This is a genomic window from Clostridium sp. C1, assembly GCF_018223625.1.
Classification (GTDB): Bacteria; Bacillota_I; Bacilli_A; order Erysipelotrichales; family Coprobacillaceae; genus Allocoprobacillus.
The window spans coordinates 34,374-53,591 of sequence record NZ_CP073631.1; the positions used below are offsets into that span (position 1 = coordinate 34,374).

A 19,218-nucleotide genomic window follows, 5' to 3' on the forward strand; every position below is an offset into this window, starting at 1 on the left:
AATGTATAATGTTTTAGATTATTTAAAAGAGAGTGCCAGAAAATATCCTGATAAGGTTGCTTTTGCAGATATAGATCAATCAATAACATATGAAGAGCTATACAGAAAAGCACAGGAGATTGGTAGTGCATTAGCTTCAAAGATTTCAATAGGGCAGCCAGTTCCTATTTTTATGGAAAAGAGTGTAGATACGATTTGTCTGTTTTTTGGTGTCGTTTATGCTGGTGGATTTTATGTTTTGCTGGATATGAAACAACCCCAAACAAGATTAAATCATATTATGAAGACGTTAGATTCAAAAATGATAGTGACATCTCAAAAATATATAGAGGCACTCAAAAAGAAACAAATGGAAAGTGATGTTATCTTATTAGAAGATTTATACGGACATGTTAATCTAAAAAAGTTAGATAGTATTGCGAGTCAGCATACGGATACAATGCCGTTATATACAATTTTTACATCAGGTTCTACCGGTATTCCTAAAGGTGTATGTGTCGCACATCGTAGTGTGATTGATTTTATCGAAACATTTACCAAAACATTTCATATTAATGAAAATGATGTTATTGGGAATCAGGCTCCCTGGGACTTTGATGTCTCCGTCAAAGATATTTATTCAACAATCAAAACGGGAGCAACTATGCAAATTATACCAAGGCAATATTTTTCAATACCAACTCAATTGTTAGATTTTTTATGTGAAAGAGAAGTCACAACAATTATTTGGGCTGTATCAGCTGTTTGCATTATTTCAACTTTGAAAGGGTTTGAATATAAAGTACCTCATAAGATATCTAAAGTAATGTTTAGTGGTGAAGTCATGCCAATGAAACAGCTTCGTATCTGGCAGTCTTATTTACCAGATACAATGTATGTTAATTTATATGGGCCAACAGAAATCACATGTAATTGTGCTTATCATATAATAAGTCAAATGGATCAGGATGATGTCATTCCTATTGGAAAAGCATTTCAAAATGAAAAAGTCTTTCTTTTGGATGAACACAATCAGGAAGTGATAATACCAGATGTCTTGGGTGAAATCTGTGTCAGTGGAACTGCCGTCAGTCTAGGATACTACAACAATCCACAACAGACACACCAGGCTTTTTGTCAAAATCCTCTGAATCCTTATTATCGAGAAATCATTTATCGTACTGGTGATTTAGGTTATTACAACAAACAAGGTGAATTATGTTTTGCCTCACGTAAAGATTTTCAGATTAAACATATGGGACATAGAATTGAGCTGGGTGAAATTGAAAAGGCCATGCAACATGTTGAAACGATTCAAAGAGCTTGTTGCCTTTATGAAAATCATAAAATCATTGCTTTCTATGATGGTGATATTGAACGTCGTGAATTGACACGTGTTTTAAAAAAAGAATTACCTGCCTTTATGATTCCTAATATTTTTTATAAGGTTCATGGGTTCCCTCTCACAAAAAATGGAAAGATTGATAGACAGAAATTAAAATCAATGATGAAGGAGGATTGCAATGTTTAAACCACAGTATCAGGATGTTATCACAGATTTAGCAACACCAGCATATGTATTTGACATAGATGTTTTACAAGAAAGAATAGAGTTTATTCAAGGCATATTAGGAAAGAATATACAGTTATGTTATGCTATGAAAGCTAATCCCTTTGTGATTAAAAGTATTGAGGGGATCATTGATTGTTATGAAGTCTGTTCTCATGGTGAATTTGAAATTTGTAAAAGGGCAGGCATACCTATGGAAAAAGTCGTCTTATCGGGTGTATATAAAAACGCTGATGATATTTTAAAGGTTATGAAGACATATCGTGATTGTCTTGTTTATACAAGTGAATCTGTACATCAGTTTACTATGATACATGAAATAGCTAAAAAACTAGATTGTCAGGTACCATTATTACTGAGAATAACAACAGGAAATCAGTTTGGTATGTCAGAAAAAGAGATATGTCATCTCATTGAGTCTCGCCAACAATATCCTCATGTTGAAATTGTTGGAATCCAACATTTTTCTGGAACTCAAAGAAAAAAATTAAAGCTATATGAACAAGAACTCAAATATGTTGATACACTTTTACAGCGATTAGAAAAAGAGTATGGATATGTTGCAAAAAAATTGGAGTTTGGACCGGGCTTCTATGTGGAATATTTTCATGGAAGTCAGGTCTATGATGAAGTCGAACTTCTCCAAGGTTTTAAAGAACTTTTAGAGGGACTTCATTTTCAAGGACAGATTATTTTGGAATTAGGAAGATTTATTGCAGCTAATTGTGGACAATATTATACCGAGATTGTTGATTATAAAGTCAATCAGGTTCCCTATTGCATTGTTGATGGTGGGATGCATCAGATAACATATTATGGTCAGATGATGGCTATGAAAATTCCACATTATCGTCAAATCAAAAAAGAAAAAGGAAATGGTCAAATTATTCAATGTCATGTGTCCGGGTCTTTGTGTACAATCAATGATAATCTGGTTAAGGCTTTACCTTTAGAGAATCCACAGATTGGAGATATTTTAGAATTTCAACGAGTAGGTGCATATGCAATGTGTGAAGGTATATCGCTCTTTTTAAGTCGTGATTTACCAAGTATTTATCTTTATTCAAAACAGAATGGATTATGTTTACAACGTAGTCGTTTTGAAACAAATATATTAAATTACAAAGGAGAATAAGAAAATGGAAAAATTATTAGAATTATTAGAAGAAATTGATGGTGATATTGATTTTAGAGAATGTCAGACATTGATTGATGATGGTGAATTGGATTCATTTGCAATCTTAGAAATTGTAGCTGAAATCAATGATACGTTTGATGTTCAGATTGGAGCTTCAGATATCGTTCCAGAAAACTTTAATTCTGCAGAAGCTATGTGGAAAATGATACAAAGATTAAAAGATGAATAGAAAACATGAATATATTTATAAAAAAAAGAATGAAAGCAACAGCAATTATAATGCTTATTATTGGCATTTTATATGGAATGTATATATCTAGAACCACTTATCAGATTGAGGTTCCTCAACTAAAAAAATAAAAAGTATCGTTTTAATTCAAAAAAAGACCATTCAGGAATTGACCGATCAAGATGCAATAGCTGATATTGCTACTCTCTTGAAAGGGAAAAAAACTCAACAAGAGAGTATTAATAATACTCCTTTCAATGTTAGTCAAAAGATTAGACTTGAGTTTCATTCAAAATATGGTGACATAACTTTTATCTATCTTTATAAGAAAGATAATCAATATTATATAGAGGAACCTTACAATGGTATTTATCAGATGAGTGAGGATGAATATAACAGTATTACTCGTTATCTTAGATAAGAGTAGTGTGTATGTTAGAGGCATGAGTGCCTCTTTTTGTATGGATTGATTTATTTTATAGTGGGAGAAAGATTAGTTTTCATTCTTGTTTTGTTGTATAATAGAAAAAAGGGGTGGAAAGGATGGAAATATTAATATCACGTATTTTAAAATATTTAAATGGCTGCTTAAATGATGATCATATGTATCGTATTGGTAGCTTTGTGGTTAAACATTATAATGAAATCTGTCAATATGATTTAGAACAATTTATCAAATCATCAAAGTGTTCTCAAGAAGAAGTGCAAGACTTTTTTTATCATCTTGGATTTCATTCTTATGAAGAGTTTCATCAACAGCTTATCATTGATAAACAAATTCGTTTGGATCAGATCAATGCCAGAATGTTACATACTTCTGTAGATAAGTTTTTATCACATTTAAATATTAAATTTTCTAAAGAAGAGTTTTTACATACCATTGATCAGATTTGTGATTTGATTTTTCATGCAAAAAGAGTTGTTATTGTGGGAGCACTATATCCAAGCAGTATTGCGGTTGATTTTCAGACCGATTTGATTACATTGGGAAAAGAAGTAATCGAATATCATCATTTTGATAAACGTTTTGCATTTTCTGATGATGATGTTGTCATTTTTATCACAGCAACAGGACGTACAATGGAACAAAATGCGAAAAAAATGGTCAATCAGCATCTATGTGATGCCTATGTTGTGCTGATGACTCAAAATATGAAATATGTTCAATTCGAAAATGTCTGTCCTGATTACGTTGTTCATGTTTTAGGAACATTTGATGGTTTGGAATTTAGCTATCAGACAATGATGATTTTAGATTTATTAAGAATCAGATATTATCAAAAATTTTATGAGGAAGAATAAGTGGGAGTTATGAAAAAAAGAGTACAGTATTTTTTAGCATTGACAACTATTTTGATGATGACAGCTTGTCAAAGTCAACAACAGACATCACAAGTTGATGAAGAAAAGCAAGTAGAGATTCAAGAACCAGAAGTGAAGAAGACAGAAATAACTTTATCATTTGTTGGTGATATCACTTTAGGAAATTATATTGGACAGGGTTATGAAGGATCTTTTGATCAGGAATATGAAAAACAGAATCAAGATAGTGCTTATTATCTCAAGAATGTTAAAGATGTTTTTGAAAAAGATGATTTAACGATTGCCAATCTAGAAGGTCCACTCACAACAAGCCAAGATTATGCTGAGAAAACTTTTGTTTTTCAGGGGAAACCTGAATATGTTGAGATATTGACTGATGGTAATATTGAGGCTGTGACATTAGCTAATAATCATTCTAAAGATCATTTTGAACAAGGTATGACAGATACTAAGGCAATTTTGGATGAAAAAGGAATCAGGCATTTTGGCTATGATGAAAGTTGTATGATTGATGTGAAAGGAATTCAAGTGGGATTTTTAGGTTATGCTTTTCCATATGAACTCACTGCTGAAATGAAAAAAGCAATAAGTGATTTAAAAGCTCAATGTGATATTGTGGTTGTTTATTATCATTGGGGTATTGAACGTGATAAGGCACCAATGGAATCACAACGCAGTTTAGCTAAACAGACAATTGATGCTGGAGCGGATTTAATTATTGGTTCTCATCCTCATGTCTTACAGGGAATTGAAACATATAAGGGTAAGAAGATTGTTTATAGTTTAGGGAATTTTTGTTTTGGTGGGAATAAAAATCCTAGTGATAAAGATACAGTGATTTATCAGCATACATTCTCATTTGAAAATAATGAATTGGTTCAAGAAGAACATGAAGTGATTCCATGTATGATATCATCTGTATCATCACGTAATAATTATCAGCCAACAATTGTAGAGGGTGAGGATGCCAGTCGTGTTTTAGAAAAAGTGAATGAAATCAAATAGCATGAATTCATGCTATTTTTTGTTTAAGGGTTTTATTTGATAATGGTGAATGATACAATATGATTAACAAATATCAAAGTGAGGAAAATATATGGATACTGAGAAAAAGGAATTGGATTTTGATTTTCAATCATGGATTAAAGAACAATATAATGATGATTATCAGATTGTAGAAGATAATGAATCTTTAATCAGATTAGTTACGGATTATGGAGAGGCTTCTATTCGTTTTACTGTTATTGAACAAAGCACAATTGTAGAGTTCTCTATTGTTTCTAAAAAAGATGATTCAGTGAAATTCTATCTTCATTTTGAGTTGAATGATGAAAATCATGCAAAACAATTATTTGATGAAATGGTAGAAACATTAGTTGGCTTAAAAAATGAAAAAACTTTACAAGTTCTTGTATCATGCTCATCTGGTTTGACAACGTCTATGTTTGCAGAGAACTTAAATAGTGTGGCAGGAATGTTAGGGTTGGATTATCATTTTGATGCTGTTTCTTATTTAAGTATTTATGAAGAAGTTGAAAAATATGATGTGGTTTTGATTGCACCACAGATTGGTTATATGTTGAATCGTTTAAAAGAAAGTTTAACAGATAAATTAGTCCTTCAGATTCCCACAACTGTTTTTGCTTCATATGATGCGCCAGGGGCTTTAAGATTTCTACAAAATGAACTTGAAGAGTATTATACTAACAAAACACAGGAAGCTCAAAAACATCATACGCATTGTATAGAATATGAAAATCGTATTTTATCTATTGTGATTTCTAATAATAAGGCACAAACAAGAATTTATTATCGTTTGAGTGATCATTGTGAAATTATTGATCATAATATGATTATCAAACCTTCTTTAAATGTTTATGATCTTTATGATATTATTGATACTGTTTTATTAAAACATCAATATGTAGATATGATTGGTATTGCAACACCAGGAATTGTTAAAGATGATCAACAGTTAAGAAATTCACCTGATGAAAAAATTCTGGATATAAAAAATGAATTTGAAAAGAAATATGGAATTAAAGTTTTAGTATGTAATAATGCTAATGCTGCAGTTGTGGGATTTTCTTTGGAACATCCTGAATATCAAAATATTATCTTTCACTCACAACCATTTGGTTTTGGTGTAGGAGGACAAGGTATTATTTCTCATGGTCAGATTGTGACAGGAAGAAATGGGGTTGCTGGAGAAGTTCGTTATTTTATTCATCGTATGCAATTTTCTGATGAATGTGCAAAACTGGCATGGACGCAAGAAGGTGTATTAGAGCTTGTAACAAAATCATTATTACCTTCAATATGTATTATGGGACCTGAAGCAATTGCTGTGTACTCACCTATGACAAATGATATGAATGAAGTCAGAAATAAACTCTTATCATTTATTCCTGAAGATTATATGCCAGAGCTTTATTCAATTAAAGAAATGAGTCCATATATGCTAGATGGTCTTACAAAACTATGTGTCAATGATTTAAAAAAGAATTAAAAAGATTGTATAAAATGGAAAAATAGCCTAATATTATAAGATAGTGAAAGTGAGTGAATGAAATGAGAGAAAGAATTGTATTTATGGGAACAGCATCATTTTCGTTGGCTGTTTTGAAAATGCTGATAGAAGAGGATTACAATATTGTTGGTGTTGTCACTCAGCCTGATCGTTATGTGGGTAGAAAAAAAGTTTTGACAATGCCAGATGTAAAAGTAGAAGCTTTAAAATATGATATTCCTGTTATTCAACCCGCACGTATTAAAGAGGATTATCAGGCGATTGTTGATTTAAAGCCAGATTTAATCATCACTGCGGCATATGGTCAGATTGTACCACAGGCTGTTTTGGATATTCCTCGTTTAGGATGTATCAATGTTCATGCATCATTGTTACCATTATATCGTGGGGGTGCACCAGTACATCAGGCTATTATTGATGGACAAGAGAAAACAGGTGTCACAATTATGTATATGGTCAAAAAAATGGATGCTGGAGATATGATTGCCCAAAAAGAAACACCTATCTTAGAAGAAGATACAGTGGGTATTTTATATGATCGTTTAAGTGATTTAGGTGCAGAATTATTAAAAGAAACATTACCAGATATTTTAAAGGGAACAAATCAACGTATACCTCAAGATGAAAATCTAGTGACTTATGCGCCCACTCTTTCTAGAGAAGATGAACGTCTTGACTGGAATATGTCTGCTCGACAAGTTTATAATAAAGTTCGTGGAACAAATCCATGGCCAGGAAGTTATACAACTTATCAGGGAAAGACTGTTAAAATCTGGGCAGGACAGGTTCATCAATGTGAAAATGCGATGAAACATCATGCTCATCAGGATAATGGAACGATTGTCAAGATTTTTAAAGATGCTATTGGAGTTAAAGTGAATGATGGCGTTTATCTGATTACAGAATTACAATTAGAAGGTAAAAAAAGAATGTCTGTTAAAGATTATTTAAATGGACATTGCATTTTTGAAGTCGATACAAAGTTTGAATAAAACTTTGTATTTTCTTTATAAAGAGCTTGTATATTAATAAGAATCATAAAAAGGAAATGGAGATTATTTTGATTTAAAATATATCCATATGTAGATTTTTCATAGCTGTGTGATTCAATAGTAGTAAACTTTTTAAATCAATAGTGAACTTTCTATTTTTTATTCCATTTTTATGATATTCTATTTTTAAGAGAAGTTATTGCATAAGAAAGCAACAATGTTTTAACAATGATCATTCAAGGAGGAAACATATGGATTATAAAATAGTTCAAAAAGAAGCATTTCGTTTTGTAGGAGTCAGTAAACGTGTATCACTTCAATTTGAAGGTGTGAATAATGAAATTGTACAATTAGCAAGTGAAATAACAGAGGAACAAAAAAGAGAGTTGCATCAACTACAAAATATGGAACCGTATGAAATCGTGAATGTATCTTATGATTCTGATACTGATTTTCTGGAAGAAAAAGGACAACTGACACATATGATTGGTGTCTTAACGACATGCGTTGATATCAGTGATCAATTTGATCAACTTTCAGTTCCTTCGCTGACATGGGTAGTATTTCCAAATGAAGGACCATTCCCATCAACTTTACAAAACACAATGGCAAGCATTTATGCTAAGTGGCTTCCAACTTCTGATTATGAACTGGCATATTCGTTATCATTTTCTTTTACAAAAATGGATGAACATCAAGATCATTATGCCTACAGTGAGGTTTGGATTCCTGTTCAATTGAAAAAATAAGAAAATAGAAAAGTTTAAACAGTTTATTGGAATGATAAACTGCTTTTTATATGATTCTATTTTTACGTAGTGTTCTTTTTATCTCTTTTTCCAATAATGAAAGGTAAGCGTAAAATAAAAAAGCCCTATTATCAATCAACGACATTGATTATAATTAGAGCTGTAATAAATTGACAATTTATATATGTATGATTTACAGGACACGACTAAAAGATCATATCTCTACGATTTTTTAGTCAGATATGTATTATCAGGCAATTCTTTTGACCATGGCATATAATTATCAAGGGCTTCTTCATCATTGATATCTATTTCTGTCAATGATGACAAAAGATAGTTAAAATATTCATAGGGATTGAGATTGTTTAGCTTTGCAGTTTCTATAAGTGAATATAAGGCAGCGCTTGTCTGTTCTCCTTGAACCGTATTGGTAAACTGTTGAATGCCAAATTAAATAAAAAGAAAAATAAAGAAAAAGTCTTATCAAAGTGAATGAATAAGAAATAATCACTTTAAATGATAAGACTATTTTAGTATGATAATAGTTGGAAAGGAAAAGGATAAAGCCTCTCACGCCAATGCTAGCCTTTATCCTCTGTTCAAAGAACACTTATATGATAACCTATTACTCAAACACATTCAATCAAAACTTTTCTAAAATGCAAACATTTTATAATGAATGTCTTGAAGATCTTAATATCGCTTCTCTAGAATGTTCATGTCATCATAAAGGACATCTTATCAAGCATGGCTTTTATACGCGCAAAATAAAAACACCAGATGGCATCATTCCCCTTAAAATCCAAAGATTCAAATGTAAGCATTGTCATCATACACATGCATTTTTACTATCTATCATTATTCCTTATAGTCAAATTCTATTTCATGACACTCTATCCATTATTCGCTCAAATACTATGCAGGATTTAAATCAGCTTATGATTGAGAACCCAAATATAGATGAATCTTGATGCGATTTCTTGATCGGTTGGTAAAGATAAAAAGGCTGTGATCAAGGACATTCATCTGGAATTGGGAATGCACAATGAGTGTCAGCCCATCTATCGACTTGCGCATATCCACGAAATGCGTTGAAACGTAGATATTCTTGACTTCATCAGCGTTGATGATCATTTGAGAGCACCAATGATTCTGTCAAGAAGTGCAGGATCAAATTCAATACAATGACCATCAATGGTCATTGATACATTGGGGTGGGCATCATCCACAACCTCGACAGGAACAAATAAATCACTTTGAAGCTCATCATTTTCCAGTCGTCTTTTTGACTTATAGAAAGAAGACACACAGATATTGTTCTGTCTGCAGAATTCCTTGACAGTCAAAGTGCTTTCCTTTTGACTATTTATGATTTTTTTCCAATCATATTGCATATAGTAAGTACCTCCTTTTTTATTGTACTTACATTTTAAATGAATATCCGCAGTCTTGATAGTGCCTTTTCATTTGTCGCTTACAAAATAAATGAGAATACGTAAAAGATTGTGTAAGTAAATAACGACAAAGTATGACAACCATTTAAATTGTTATATGTTCTTTATATTATAATTGTACCCATATTATTTTTTGATTATACTATAATGTATTCAATTGTTTAATGAATTTGTTGAATGAGGGTAAGCGTAAGGTTGACTAAAAATTTAGTATCATGGAATTATGGAGCAATCCTATATACAAAGATGCGAATTGCATCTTTTTTGTCTGGTTATAATAATCTTTTTTTGCATTATTTGTTTTTTATTGTAAAACCTCTTTTTTACTTTCGTTTTTCTTTCCTTAAAGATATTGGATATTTTTTTAACAATACATAGTTTTGTTGCTCATTATGGAAGCATTTTTAAATCTATTAGCTACTTATAATATAATCTTAACTCTTGAATTTACTGACCAAATACTTCAATTATATTATAAATACCAACATAGAAATGTACCATATGTGTGTAAATATTTTTATTTGATAGGTGTGGTTCGATAAACTAAAGTGAATTTTTTTTGTCTGTTGGACTTAAAAGATACTTTTTCTTGAATGCTTTAGAAAAATAATTGGCATCATTAAAACCGCATTCAATAGCAATATCCTGTATAGTTTTATTTTTATCCTTTAACAACTCCATACTCTTTTTTAATCTATACTCCAAAAGAAATTGATGAACAGTAATTCCATATTTAGATTTAAAAGTGTTGATTAGAGTAGATTTGGAAACATAAAAATATTTACACAGCCAATCAATTGTTATATTTTGATTATAATTATTTACTAAGTATTTATGCACTTCTTCTGCTAGATTTTTTGATTTTGACTCAAGACGATTAGTCAAAGTTATATATTCTGCAACAATATTGACAACACCTGCAAAAGCTATGATTTGTTCTTGAGAGTGAAATGAAATGTGATCTATAGCTTCATCAATCACATCAGAATCTAACAAATATTCGATAGCTTTTCTTTTTATTAGATTTTTGTTATATTCAGTATCTGTTAATGTTTGTCCCATCATAAAAAATCCAGATAAAACACCATATGTATACAAAGGCACACAAGCTTCATACAGTCCAAAATGACATCTATAGATATAAATCTCTCCTGCATTTTTTACATGTTCAAATGCTTTTTTATCACAAGCATGACATAATTTTAATACTTCTGGTTTTGATTTTACCAGTTCACAAAAAGGAGAATTTTTTTCTGGGTAAGATGTCACTAAGTTACCATCTAAATCAAAAATAGATAAATTTAATCCAAATACAAGATATAAATCTTTTAACATGACTTGTAACTTATTCATAATATCCTCCAAAAGTATAAATTAACACTTTATTACCTATTATTATACTTTATTCCATTCGAAAAAGAATATTTTTTTTATAAAATAAATATAGAAATTATGGAGGATATAAAGATGAATATGAACAAAGAATGGATTAAAGATCCAAAGGTATTTCAAATAGGTAGATTAGATCCTAAAGCTTCTTTAAAAGTGTACAGAAACAAAGAAGAAATGGAACGCAATCAAAGCAGTTTATCGGTATTGTTGAATGGACAATGGAAATTTGAATATGCTGAAAGCATAGAAGAAACAAATGATAAATTCTTTGAAAAAGACTATGACTGTTCGAATTGGAAAAATATTCAAGTTCCAGGACATTTGCAGTTACAAGGATATGGAAAACCAATGTATGTGAATCAAACATATCCATGGTCTGCAAGTGAGCAAATTGTTCCTGGGGAGATTCCACACTATAATCAGGTAGGTAGCTATGTACGATATGTATCATTAAATAATGAACAGTTAACAAATAAAGTTCATATTAGATTTAATGGTGTTGAATCAGCGTTTGCATTATGGATTAATGGATATTTTGTGGGTTATAGCGAAGATAGTTTTACACCTTCTACATTTGATATTAGTGAATTTATTGTTGAGGGTATTAATAAGATTGCCGTACAAGTGTATAGATTTTGTAGTGGTAGTTGGTTAGAAGATCAGGACTTTTGGAGATTCTCAGGTATCTTTAGAGATGTTGAACTACTGTTTATACCAAAAACAAGTTTGGAAGATTTGAAGGTAGTGACTTTATTAAAAGAGAATTACACAAAGGCAACTGTAAATCTTGATTTTTCATTAGCAGGTAATTTAAATAATAGTGAAATCAAGGTGACTTTGTACAATGGGTTAGAAATTGTTAAACAAATTTCTTTAAAAGGTGAAAAAGAAGTACATGTATCATTTGATGTCAATAATCCAAAATTATGGAGTGCTGAATCAGCATATTTATATCAATTAGTAGTTGAAGTTTTATCAAATGGACAATTGAGTGAAATATGTAAACAAGCTATTGGTATAAGAGAATTTAGAATTATTAATGGTATTATGTGTATTAATGGAAAACGTATTGTGTTCCATGGAGTAAACAGGCATGAATTTTCACCTAAAACAGGACGTGTCATTTCATATGAAGAAACAAAAAGAGACCTTCAAATCATGAAAGAAAATAATATTAACGCTTTAAGAACATCACATTATCCAAATAATACATTTGTTTATGATTTGTGTGATGAACTAGGATTATATTGTATTGATGAAACTAACTTAGAAACACATGGAACATGGAGTGATAGTTTTGATCCTAGTCTATTCTTACCAGATAATAAAGAAGAACAATGGTTAGATAATGTTTTGGATCGTGCAAATTCAATGTATGAAAGAGATAAAAACCATCCTTCAATTATTATATGGTCATTAGGAAATGAATCTCGAGGAGGATCAGTTCTTCAAAAAGAAGCTGATTTCTTAAGAGAAAAAGATAATACAAGAGTTATCCACTATGAAGGATTATCTCATGATAGAAGATATCCAAATACAAGCGATATTGAAAGTCAAATGTATACATTTGCGATAGACTGTGAAAAGTTTATTGCAGAACATACTGAAAAACCATTTATCCTTTGCGAATATGCTCACTCTATGGGAAATAGTAATGGGGCATTATATAAATATATAGAATTAGAAAAGAAACTACCATTATATCAAGGCGGATTTATATGGGATTTTGCGGATCAAGCCTTATATGATGATGAAGGTGTTTTACGATATGGTGGAGATTTCAAAGAAAGACCATCAGATTATGATTTCTGTGGAAATGGAATTGTTTTCGCAGATAGAACAATAACACCAAAGATGCAAGAAATTAAATATTGTTATCAGTATATTGATTTTGATATTAATGAGAGAATCGTCACCATTACTAATCGTTATCTATTTACAAACTTAAATCAATTTAATTTTAGTATTGAATTATATTGTGATGGAAAATTAAAGGAACATGTACGTAAAGTAATTGAATTAAAACCTGATGAAACAACTGTAATTGATAATCCATTTAATAATATAGACAATCATCATAGATGTCACGTTGTAGTAAGAGTCTATGATGAAAAGAATCATGAAATAGCTCATGATCAATATTTATATCCATATCATCAACAAATGACACATGCACATTCAAAAGTATCTGTCATTGAAGATTATCTCAATATTGGTGTAGTAGGAAATGGGTTTGCGATTAAATTCGCTAAAAATAAAGGATTAACTTCTATGAAATATGATGATGAAGAAATGATCAGAGTTATGCCTAGACCTCAATTCTTTAGAGCTTCTACAAATAATGATGTAGAAAATAAATATGGTTATAGATATGCAGCGTGGTTACCAGCGAGTATGTTTGCAATAGTAAAATTTGTTAAAATTGTGAGAAATGAAGAGTCATGTGAGGTTCATTTTGATTATCAGTTACCTAATCTCGGAGAAGAAAATGTTCATGTTATCTATACAGTTTATGGTGATGGTGAAGTTGTTATTGATATGTCTTATATGCCATCAAGCAAATATATTGAAATGCCAGCATTTGGTATGATGTTTAATCTATATAGAGAATATGATCATGTGAAGTATTTAGGTTTTGGACCAGAGGAAAACTATATTGATAGAAATAAAGGGGCTTTATTAGGAGAATATGAATATGATGTTTTAGAAAATGTAACACCTTATTTATATCCTCAAGAATGTGGAAATAGAACAAAAGTCAATCATATTATCATAAGTAATGGTAAAAACGATTTCATAATTAAAGGAGAAGATTTAGAGTTTTCTGCTTTACCATATACTCCTTTTGAATTAGAAAATGTTAAACATCAAGATGAATTACCAGTACCTTATCAAACAGTTGTTTGTGTTTATGAAAAACAAATGGGTATTGCTGGTGATGATACTTGGGGAGCAAGAACACATGACGAATTCTTATTATCGAATAATGAAAAACATCACTTACGTTTATCTATTAAGGGAAAATAAAGAAAATGAAAAACAAATATACAGTACTTTTGTGCCAATATGGCTTTTGGTACTGTCATTTTAATATAAAAATCATTTAGTGTATAAAATAGAAAGTAATAAGTTTAATTTTATATAAAAAAGTCTAATTTCATTCAGTTTTTAATATTAGTGTATAACTTTTCTGGGTTTAACAGATCAATATAATGAAAACAATAATTTCATAATGGAAGATAGTATAAAAAAATATATTTTAGTCAATTTGATACAAAAAAACTATCAATGTATTATAAAAATGGATAGAAAAGGAGAAAGTCATGAAAACAAACAAAGAGAAAATTTTTGATTATATTGTTGATTATTCAAAAGAATTTAAAACTTTAGAAGATGATACTCCTAAGTTTGATACGAGATTTCTATCTGAAAAATTGAATATGCAAAGAACAAATATTTCTAGTGTATTGAATCAATTAGTAGAAGAGGGTAAATTATCAAAAACAAATGGGCGCCCTGTAATGTTTTATCTATCGGATGAACAAAACACTGAACTTGATAATCTATCTTTCAGTAACATCATTGGTTCAGATTTAAGTTTAAAAGAAACACTACAATTAACCAAAGCAGCGATTACGTATCCTATACGTATTCCTCATGTTTTGTATATTGGTGAAAAAGGTGTGGGGGTTAAAACGATAAGTGAAAAAGTATTTGACTTCGCATGTTCACAAAGAATTCTAAAAAAGAATTCTGCTTTTAAAGTGATTGACTGTTTACATTTTGATAAAAATCAAATGAATGAAAGGAGTTTTTGGCAAAAAAATTTTGAGAGTATCAAAGATGGATTACTACTTGTAAAGAATGCAGATAAAATATCAATAAACATGATTACAGATATTTCTAACATGTTAATAGAAAAAAAAGAATTGAAATTTATACTAATAGTCCATGTAAAAAATGCTGATTCAATAAGTATATTTAAAGATTATTTCAATTTTATTGTTAATATACCTCCCTTAGAAAAAAGAACGTTAGAAGAGCGTTATCAGTTTATTGAAAAATTTTTTAAAGAAGAAGCATTAAAATTAGAAAAAAATATTGAAGTAAACTATGGATTAATGCAATGTTTAATGCTTTATCCATGTATTGATAATCTCATTGAATTAAAAAGCAATATTCGATTTGGTGTTGCAAATGCATTGGTAAGATTTAAAAGAAATAAAACAATTGTACTTGAATTAAGTGATCTTCCAGCAAGTGTTAGAAAAGGTCTGTTATTAATTAGAGACAAAATTCACGAAATTGATCAAGTCCTAGAAAAAAATGTAAATTATATATTTACAAAAGAGCAAACATTACAATCTAGAAGTAAAAAAAATGATACAGACATATATCAAAAAATAGATTTTGATTATAAAGCTTTAGGTCAAATAACGGTTTTAAAGGATGCTGAGGAATTTGTGTTTGCAAATATTGAACATAATTTAAATGAATATTTGAATAAGATAACTGAAAATAGAGATGGTGAAAAAATCAAAACAATAGTTTCAGAAAAGCTTTATCAGATAACAAATGAGTTCATCCAAACAGCTAGCATAAAATTCAATAGAGTATATTCAAATAAAGCTTTCCTCGGAATATGCTTACATTTCAATAATGCAATCATTTCTAATAGAACGAAACAAAGAATATCTAATGAAAAAGTTATGAGTATTATCGAACAGTATGATGAGGAATACTTATATTCTAGAAAGTTTATAAAAAAGCTTCAAGATGAATTTAATGTAAAATTTTCGTTAGATGAAAGTGTTCTACTTACATTACTTATAGCCAATGACAAAAATCATATATCTAAAAATAGAGAAGTCATAACACTAATTATAATGCACGGAGATAATACAGCCACATCTATATCTAAAGTCGTAAAGAAATTAATGCCAATTAATAATTTACAGGCATTTGATTTATCGTTGGATGATGATATTGAAACATCTTATGAACTATTGAAAAAGAAAATAATAGATGTTAATCAGGGTAGTGGAATATTAGCTTTATATGATATGGGTTCCATACAAGTTATGTTGAATTCTATTAAAGATGAAACTGGAATTGATATCAAATCTATTGAAGTTCCTATTCCTTTACTCGCAATAAGTGCCTGTAAAAGTAGTGAAGAGGGAAAAAGTCTAGAAGATATATATCAGCATTTAGCTAATGAATATTCTGGATTTGCTTATTCGAGAATGCAAAGTAAAGATATCGTAATTGTTCTTTCATCAGTTCATGAGAATAATAGTGATAGTATAAAAAGGTATCTTCAAACACTAGAAGATTATCGTGATTATCAAATATTAGCTTTTAATATAACTGATAAACAAAATCTAATAGATAAAATAAATGAAGTTCAAATAAAAGGAAATGTTGTTGGAATCGTTGGTACATATAATCCAGATATATTTAATCTCAAATATGTTGATTATAGTCATCTACCAAATGTACATACAATCCATGAATTATTTGCAGAAACGAAAGATGATTTTGATGTGTTAGATTATCTTGTTGAACAATTTGATATATTTAAAAAAGATGAACTTAATCAAACTCTTATTCCGTTTATTGAATCTCTTCAAAAAATATTTCATATGTCATTTTCGGAGGATACAAGACTTGGATTATTAATACATATGGGGTGTTTGATAGATCGTCTTCAAAAAAAATATGCGTCAAGTGTAAATTTTAATATAAATACTATTAAAGAGAAATATTCAAAAGAATATGGATTAGTAAGTCAATCACTTTATCCATTAGAAGAAGGTTATAATGTTAAGCTTAGTGATGGTGATAAAGCCACAATTATAGAAATAATAATTAATTCAAAAAAGGAGAAATAATGATGACTAAAGAAGAAGCAACAATGATAGGTTTTGAAATCGTAGCATACTCTGGTGATGCAAGAAGCAAGTTATTATTAGCAATTGAAAAAGCTAAAACAAAACAATTCAATGAATGCCAAGCACTTATTGATCAAGCTAATGAGTGTTTAAATGATGCACATAGAGCTCAAACTGAGTTATTGCAATTAGAAGCACGAGGAGAAAGCATAGAAATAGGTTTTATTACTGTTCATGCACAGGATCATCTCATGACAACTATTTTATTAAAAGATATTGTCAAAAACTTAATGGATATTTACAAATAGGAGAGTAAAATGGAAACACTAATATTAAAAATTGAAAAATTCAAACCTATGTTTGAAAAAGTATCTAGAAATAAATATTTAAAAGCAATTCGTGATGGGTTCATGTCTGCCATGCCTGTTGTACTTTTCTCAAGTATTTTCATGTTATTAGCTTACGTACCTAATATTTTTGGATTCTACTGGTCTAAAGAAATAGAAGCAATGATTTTAAAACCATATAATTATTCAATGGGAATATTAGGGTTATTAGTAGCTGGAACAACTGCAAAAAATTTAACAGATAGTTTAAATAGAGATATGCCCGTTAATAGACAAATCAATAATATTTCAACTTTAATGGCAGGAATTGTTGGATTCTTAGTTGTTGGAGTTGATTCAATAGAAGGTGGTTTTTCTAGTGGGTATATGGGATCTAAAGGTTTATTAACAGCCTTTGTAGTCGCATTCTTTGTTTGTAATGTTTATAAGTTCTGTGTGAAACGTAACATTACAATTCATATGCCAGAAGAAGTACCTCCAAACATTTCTCAAACTTTTGCTGACGTTATTCCATTTGGAGTTTCAATTATACTGTTAGCGTTATTTGATATTGTTTTTAGAAATATTGCTGGAATGTGCTTTGCACAAGCAGTTATTGAAGTTTTTAAACCATTATTTACTGCAGCAGACGGTTATATTGGATTAGCAATTATTTATGGAGCAATGTCTTTATTCTGGTTTGTAGGTATTCAAGGACCTTCAATCGTAGAACCAGCAGTTGCTGCTATCTATTATGTGAATATTGCAAATAATCTAGAATTAGTACAAGCTGGAAAACATGCTGCAAATATCTTAACTCCAGGTGTTCAACAATTCGTTGCAACATTAGGTGGAACAGGAGCAACTTTAATCGTCACATTAATGTTTGCGTTTATGGCAAAATCTAAAGAATTAAGAGCAGTAGGTAAAGCAAGTTCAATTCCTGTCTTATTTGGTGTTAATGAACCAATTTTATTTGGTGCTCCTTTAATCTTAAATCCAATCTTCTTTATACCATTTATTGCAGCACCAATCTTAAATATATGGATGTTTAAAGCATTTGTAGATTTCTTAGGTATGAATAGTTTCCAATACATTTTACCATGGACAACACCTGCTCCTTTAGGAATTGTATTAGGTTGTGGAATTTCATTATTATCTATCATTTTTGCAGTATTAGTTTTAGTTGTGGACTTTGTTTTATATTATCCATTTTTTATGGTCTATGATAAACAAAAATGTGAAGAAGAAGCTTTAAAAGGTGGTTATGTAAAAGAAGAATTAGAATCTGTTGATGTAGAATCAGATGTTGTTAATGAAAAGCGTGTGCTTGTTTTATGCGCTGGTGGTGGAACTAGTGGTTTATTAGCTAATGCTCTATTAAAAGGAGCAGAAGAAAAAGGTATCAAAATGATTACTGCTGCAGGATCTTACGGTGCTCATTATGATATGCTAAAAGATTATGATTTGGTTATATTAGCTCCTCAAGTTGCAAACTATTATGAAGATTTAAAGAAAGATACAGATCGTTTAGGAATAAAATCAGCTGCTTGTGAAGGTAAAAAATATATTGAATTAACACGTAATCCACAAAAAGCGTTAGAATTTGTATTCTCAATTTTAGATGAAAATAATGAGTAAG

15 protein-coding genes are annotated in these 19,218 nt (G+C 30.0%); 13 read left to right on the top strand and 2 right to left on the bottom strand.

The window, feature by feature from the left end:
• Position 1: 1 nt before the first annotated feature.
• The 9 genes from KEC48_RS00165 (at position 2) to KEC48_RS00205 (ending at position 8,510) form a co-directional block, all read left to right on the top strand.
• Positions 2 to 1,510, top strand: a complete 1,509-nt coding sequence (locus KEC48_RS00165; protein ID WP_191341939.1) for an amino acid adenylation domain-containing protein — start codon at positions 2 to 4, stop codon at positions 1,508 to 1,510.
• Positions 1,503 to 2,684 (top strand): alanine racemase, encoded by a 1,182-nt coding sequence (locus KEC48_RS00170; protein WP_129737522.1) that lies wholly within the window; start codon positions 1,503 to 1,505, stop codon positions 2,682 to 2,684. The genes KEC48_RS00165 and KEC48_RS00170 overlap by 8 nt, the downstream gene beginning before the upstream one ends.
• Positions 2,685 to 2,688: 4 nt before the next feature.
• Entirely contained in the window at positions 2,689 to 2,916 is a 228-nt protein-coding gene (locus KEC48_RS00175) for a phosphopantetheine-binding protein (RefSeq protein ID WP_087297983.1), read from the top strand.
• A gap of 169 nt (positions 2,917 to 3,085) precedes the next feature.
• A complete protein-coding gene (locus KEC48_RS00180; RefSeq protein WP_249191383.1) occupies positions 3,086 to 3,337 on the top strand; it encodes a DUF5301 domain-containing protein in 252 nt (83 codons plus the stop codon).
• 122 nt (positions 3,338 to 3,459) lie between these two features.
• Positions 3,460 to 4,218 carry a MurR/RpiR family transcriptional regulator gene (locus tag KEC48_RS00185; protein ID WP_211963644.1) on the top strand — a complete coding sequence of 253 codons (759 nt, stop codon included), beginning with the start codon at positions 3,460 to 3,462 and terminating at the stop codon, positions 4,216 to 4,218.
• Between the two features lie 9 nt (positions 4,219 to 4,227).
• Positions 4,228 to 5,244 (top strand): CapA family protein, encoded by a 1,017-nt coding sequence (locus tag KEC48_RS00190; protein WP_211963645.1) that lies wholly within the window; start codon positions 4,228 to 4,230, stop codon positions 5,242 to 5,244.
• Positions 5,245 to 5,335: 91 nt separating this feature from the next.
• Positions 5,336 to 6,748 (top strand): ROK family protein, encoded by a 1,413-nt coding sequence (locus KEC48_RS00195; RefSeq protein WP_211963646.1) that lies wholly within the window; start codon positions 5,336 to 5,338, stop codon positions 6,746 to 6,748.
• A 62-nt stretch (positions 6,749 to 6,810) separates the two neighbouring features.
• Positions 6,811 to 7,761 (top strand): methionyl-tRNA formyltransferase, encoded by a 951-nt coding sequence (gene fmt / locus KEC48_RS00200; RefSeq protein WP_249191424.1) that lies wholly within the window; start codon positions 6,811 to 6,813, stop codon positions 7,759 to 7,761.
• 251 nt (positions 7,762 to 8,012) lie between these two features.
• A complete protein-coding gene (locus KEC48_RS00205; protein ID WP_211963649.1) occupies positions 8,013 to 8,510 on the top strand; it encodes a GyrI-like domain-containing protein in 498 nt (165 codons plus the stop codon).
• 1,130 nt (positions 8,511 to 9,640) lie between these two features.
• Here KEC48_RS00205 and KEC48_RS00220 read toward each other — a convergent pair.
• Together KEC48_RS00220 and KEC48_RS16105 are read right to left on the bottom strand one after the other, a co-directional pair.
• On the bottom strand, positions 9,641 to 9,904 hold the full coding sequence (locus tag KEC48_RS00220; protein ID WP_087256085.1) for a hypothetical protein: 264 nt from the start codon (positions 9,902 to 9,904) through the stop codon (positions 9,641 to 9,643).
• 603 nt (positions 9,905 to 10,507) lie between these two features.
• On the bottom strand, positions 10,508 to 11,317 hold the full coding sequence (locus tag KEC48_RS16105; RefSeq protein ID WP_249191384.1) for a PocR ligand-binding domain-containing protein: 810 nt from the start codon (positions 11,315 to 11,317) through the stop codon (positions 10,508 to 10,510).
• Positions 11,318 to 11,431: 114 nt separating this feature from the next.
• Between KEC48_RS16105 and KEC48_RS00230 the strand changes: the two genes are divergently transcribed.
• The 4 genes from KEC48_RS00230 (at position 11,432) to KEC48_RS00245 (ending at position 19,217) form a co-directional block, all read left to right on the top strand.
• Entirely contained in the window at positions 11,432 to 14,383 is a 2,952-nt protein-coding gene (locus KEC48_RS00230) for a glycoside hydrolase family 2 TIM barrel-domain containing protein (RefSeq protein WP_211963653.1), read from the top strand.
• 296 nt (positions 14,384 to 14,679) lie between these two features.
• Entirely contained in the window at positions 14,680 to 17,250 is a 2,571-nt protein-coding gene (locus KEC48_RS00235; protein ID WP_211963654.1) for a PRD domain-containing protein, read from the top strand.
• A gap of 2 nt (positions 17,251 to 17,252) precedes the next feature.
• Positions 17,253 to 17,558 carry a PTS lactose/cellobiose transporter subunit IIA gene (locus KEC48_RS00240; RefSeq protein ID WP_129737030.1) on the top strand — a complete coding sequence of 102 codons (306 nt, stop codon included), beginning with the start codon at positions 17,253 to 17,255 and terminating at the stop codon, positions 17,556 to 17,558.
• Between the two features lie 9 nt (positions 17,559 to 17,567).
• Complete coding sequence (locus tag KEC48_RS00245; RefSeq protein ID WP_211963655.1) at positions 17,568 to 19,217, top strand: PTS lactose transporter subunit IIBC; 1,650 nt, start codon at positions 17,568 to 17,570, stop codon at positions 19,215 to 19,217.
• Position 19,218 lies beyond the last annotated feature (1 nt).

What these genes read in the sequence shown, in the direction of transcription:
- KEC48_RS00165 (WP_191341939.1), top strand. Translation starts at nt 2, where the DNA reads ATGTATAATGTTTTAGATTATTTAAAAGAGAGTGCCAGAAAATATCCT.
- KEC48_RS00170 (WP_129737522.1), top strand. Translation starts at nt 1,503, where the DNA reads ATGTTTAAACCACAGTATCAGGATGTTATCACAGATTTAGCAACACCA.
- KEC48_RS00175 (WP_087297983.1), top strand. Translation starts at nt 2,689, where the DNA reads ATGGAAAAATTATTAGAATTATTAGAAGAAATTGATGGTGATATTGAT.
- KEC48_RS00185 (WP_211963644.1), top strand. Translation starts at nt 3,460, where the DNA reads ATGGAAATATTAATATCACGTATTTTAAAATATTTAAATGGCTGCTTA.
- KEC48_RS00190 (WP_211963645.1), top strand. Translation starts at nt 4,228, where the DNA reads ATGAAAAAAAGAGTACAGTATTTTTTAGCATTGACAACTATTTTGATG.
- KEC48_RS00195 (WP_211963646.1), top strand. Translation starts at nt 5,336, where the DNA reads ATGGATACTGAGAAAAAGGAATTGGATTTTGATTTTCAATCATGGATT.
- fmt (WP_249191424.1), top strand. Translation starts at nt 6,811, where the DNA reads ATGAGAGAAAGAATTGTATTTATGGGAACAGCATCATTTTCGTTGGCT.
- KEC48_RS00205 (WP_211963649.1), top strand. Translation starts at nt 8,013, where the DNA reads ATGGATTATAAAATAGTTCAAAAAGAAGCATTTCGTTTTGTAGGAGTC.
- KEC48_RS00220 (WP_087256085.1), bottom strand. Translation starts at nt 9,904, where the DNA reads ATGCAATATGATTGGAAAAAAATCATAAATAGTCAAAAGGAAAGCACT.
- KEC48_RS16105 (WP_249191384.1), bottom strand. Translation starts at nt 11,317, where the DNA reads ATGAATAAGTTACAAGTCATGTTAAAAGATTTATATCTTGTATTTGGA.
- KEC48_RS00230 (WP_211963653.1), top strand. Translation starts at nt 11,432, where the DNA reads ATGAATATGAACAAAGAATGGATTAAAGATCCAAAGGTATTTCAAATA.
- KEC48_RS00235 (WP_211963654.1), top strand. Translation starts at nt 14,680, where the DNA reads ATGAAAACAAACAAAGAGAAAATTTTTGATTATATTGTTGATTATTCA.
- KEC48_RS00240 (WP_129737030.1), top strand. Translation starts at nt 17,253, where the DNA reads ATGACTAAAGAAGAAGCAACAATGATAGGTTTTGAAATCGTAGCATAC.
- KEC48_RS00245 (WP_211963655.1), top strand. Translation starts at nt 17,568, where the DNA reads ATGGAAACACTAATATTAAAAATTGAAAAATTCAAACCTATGTTTGAA.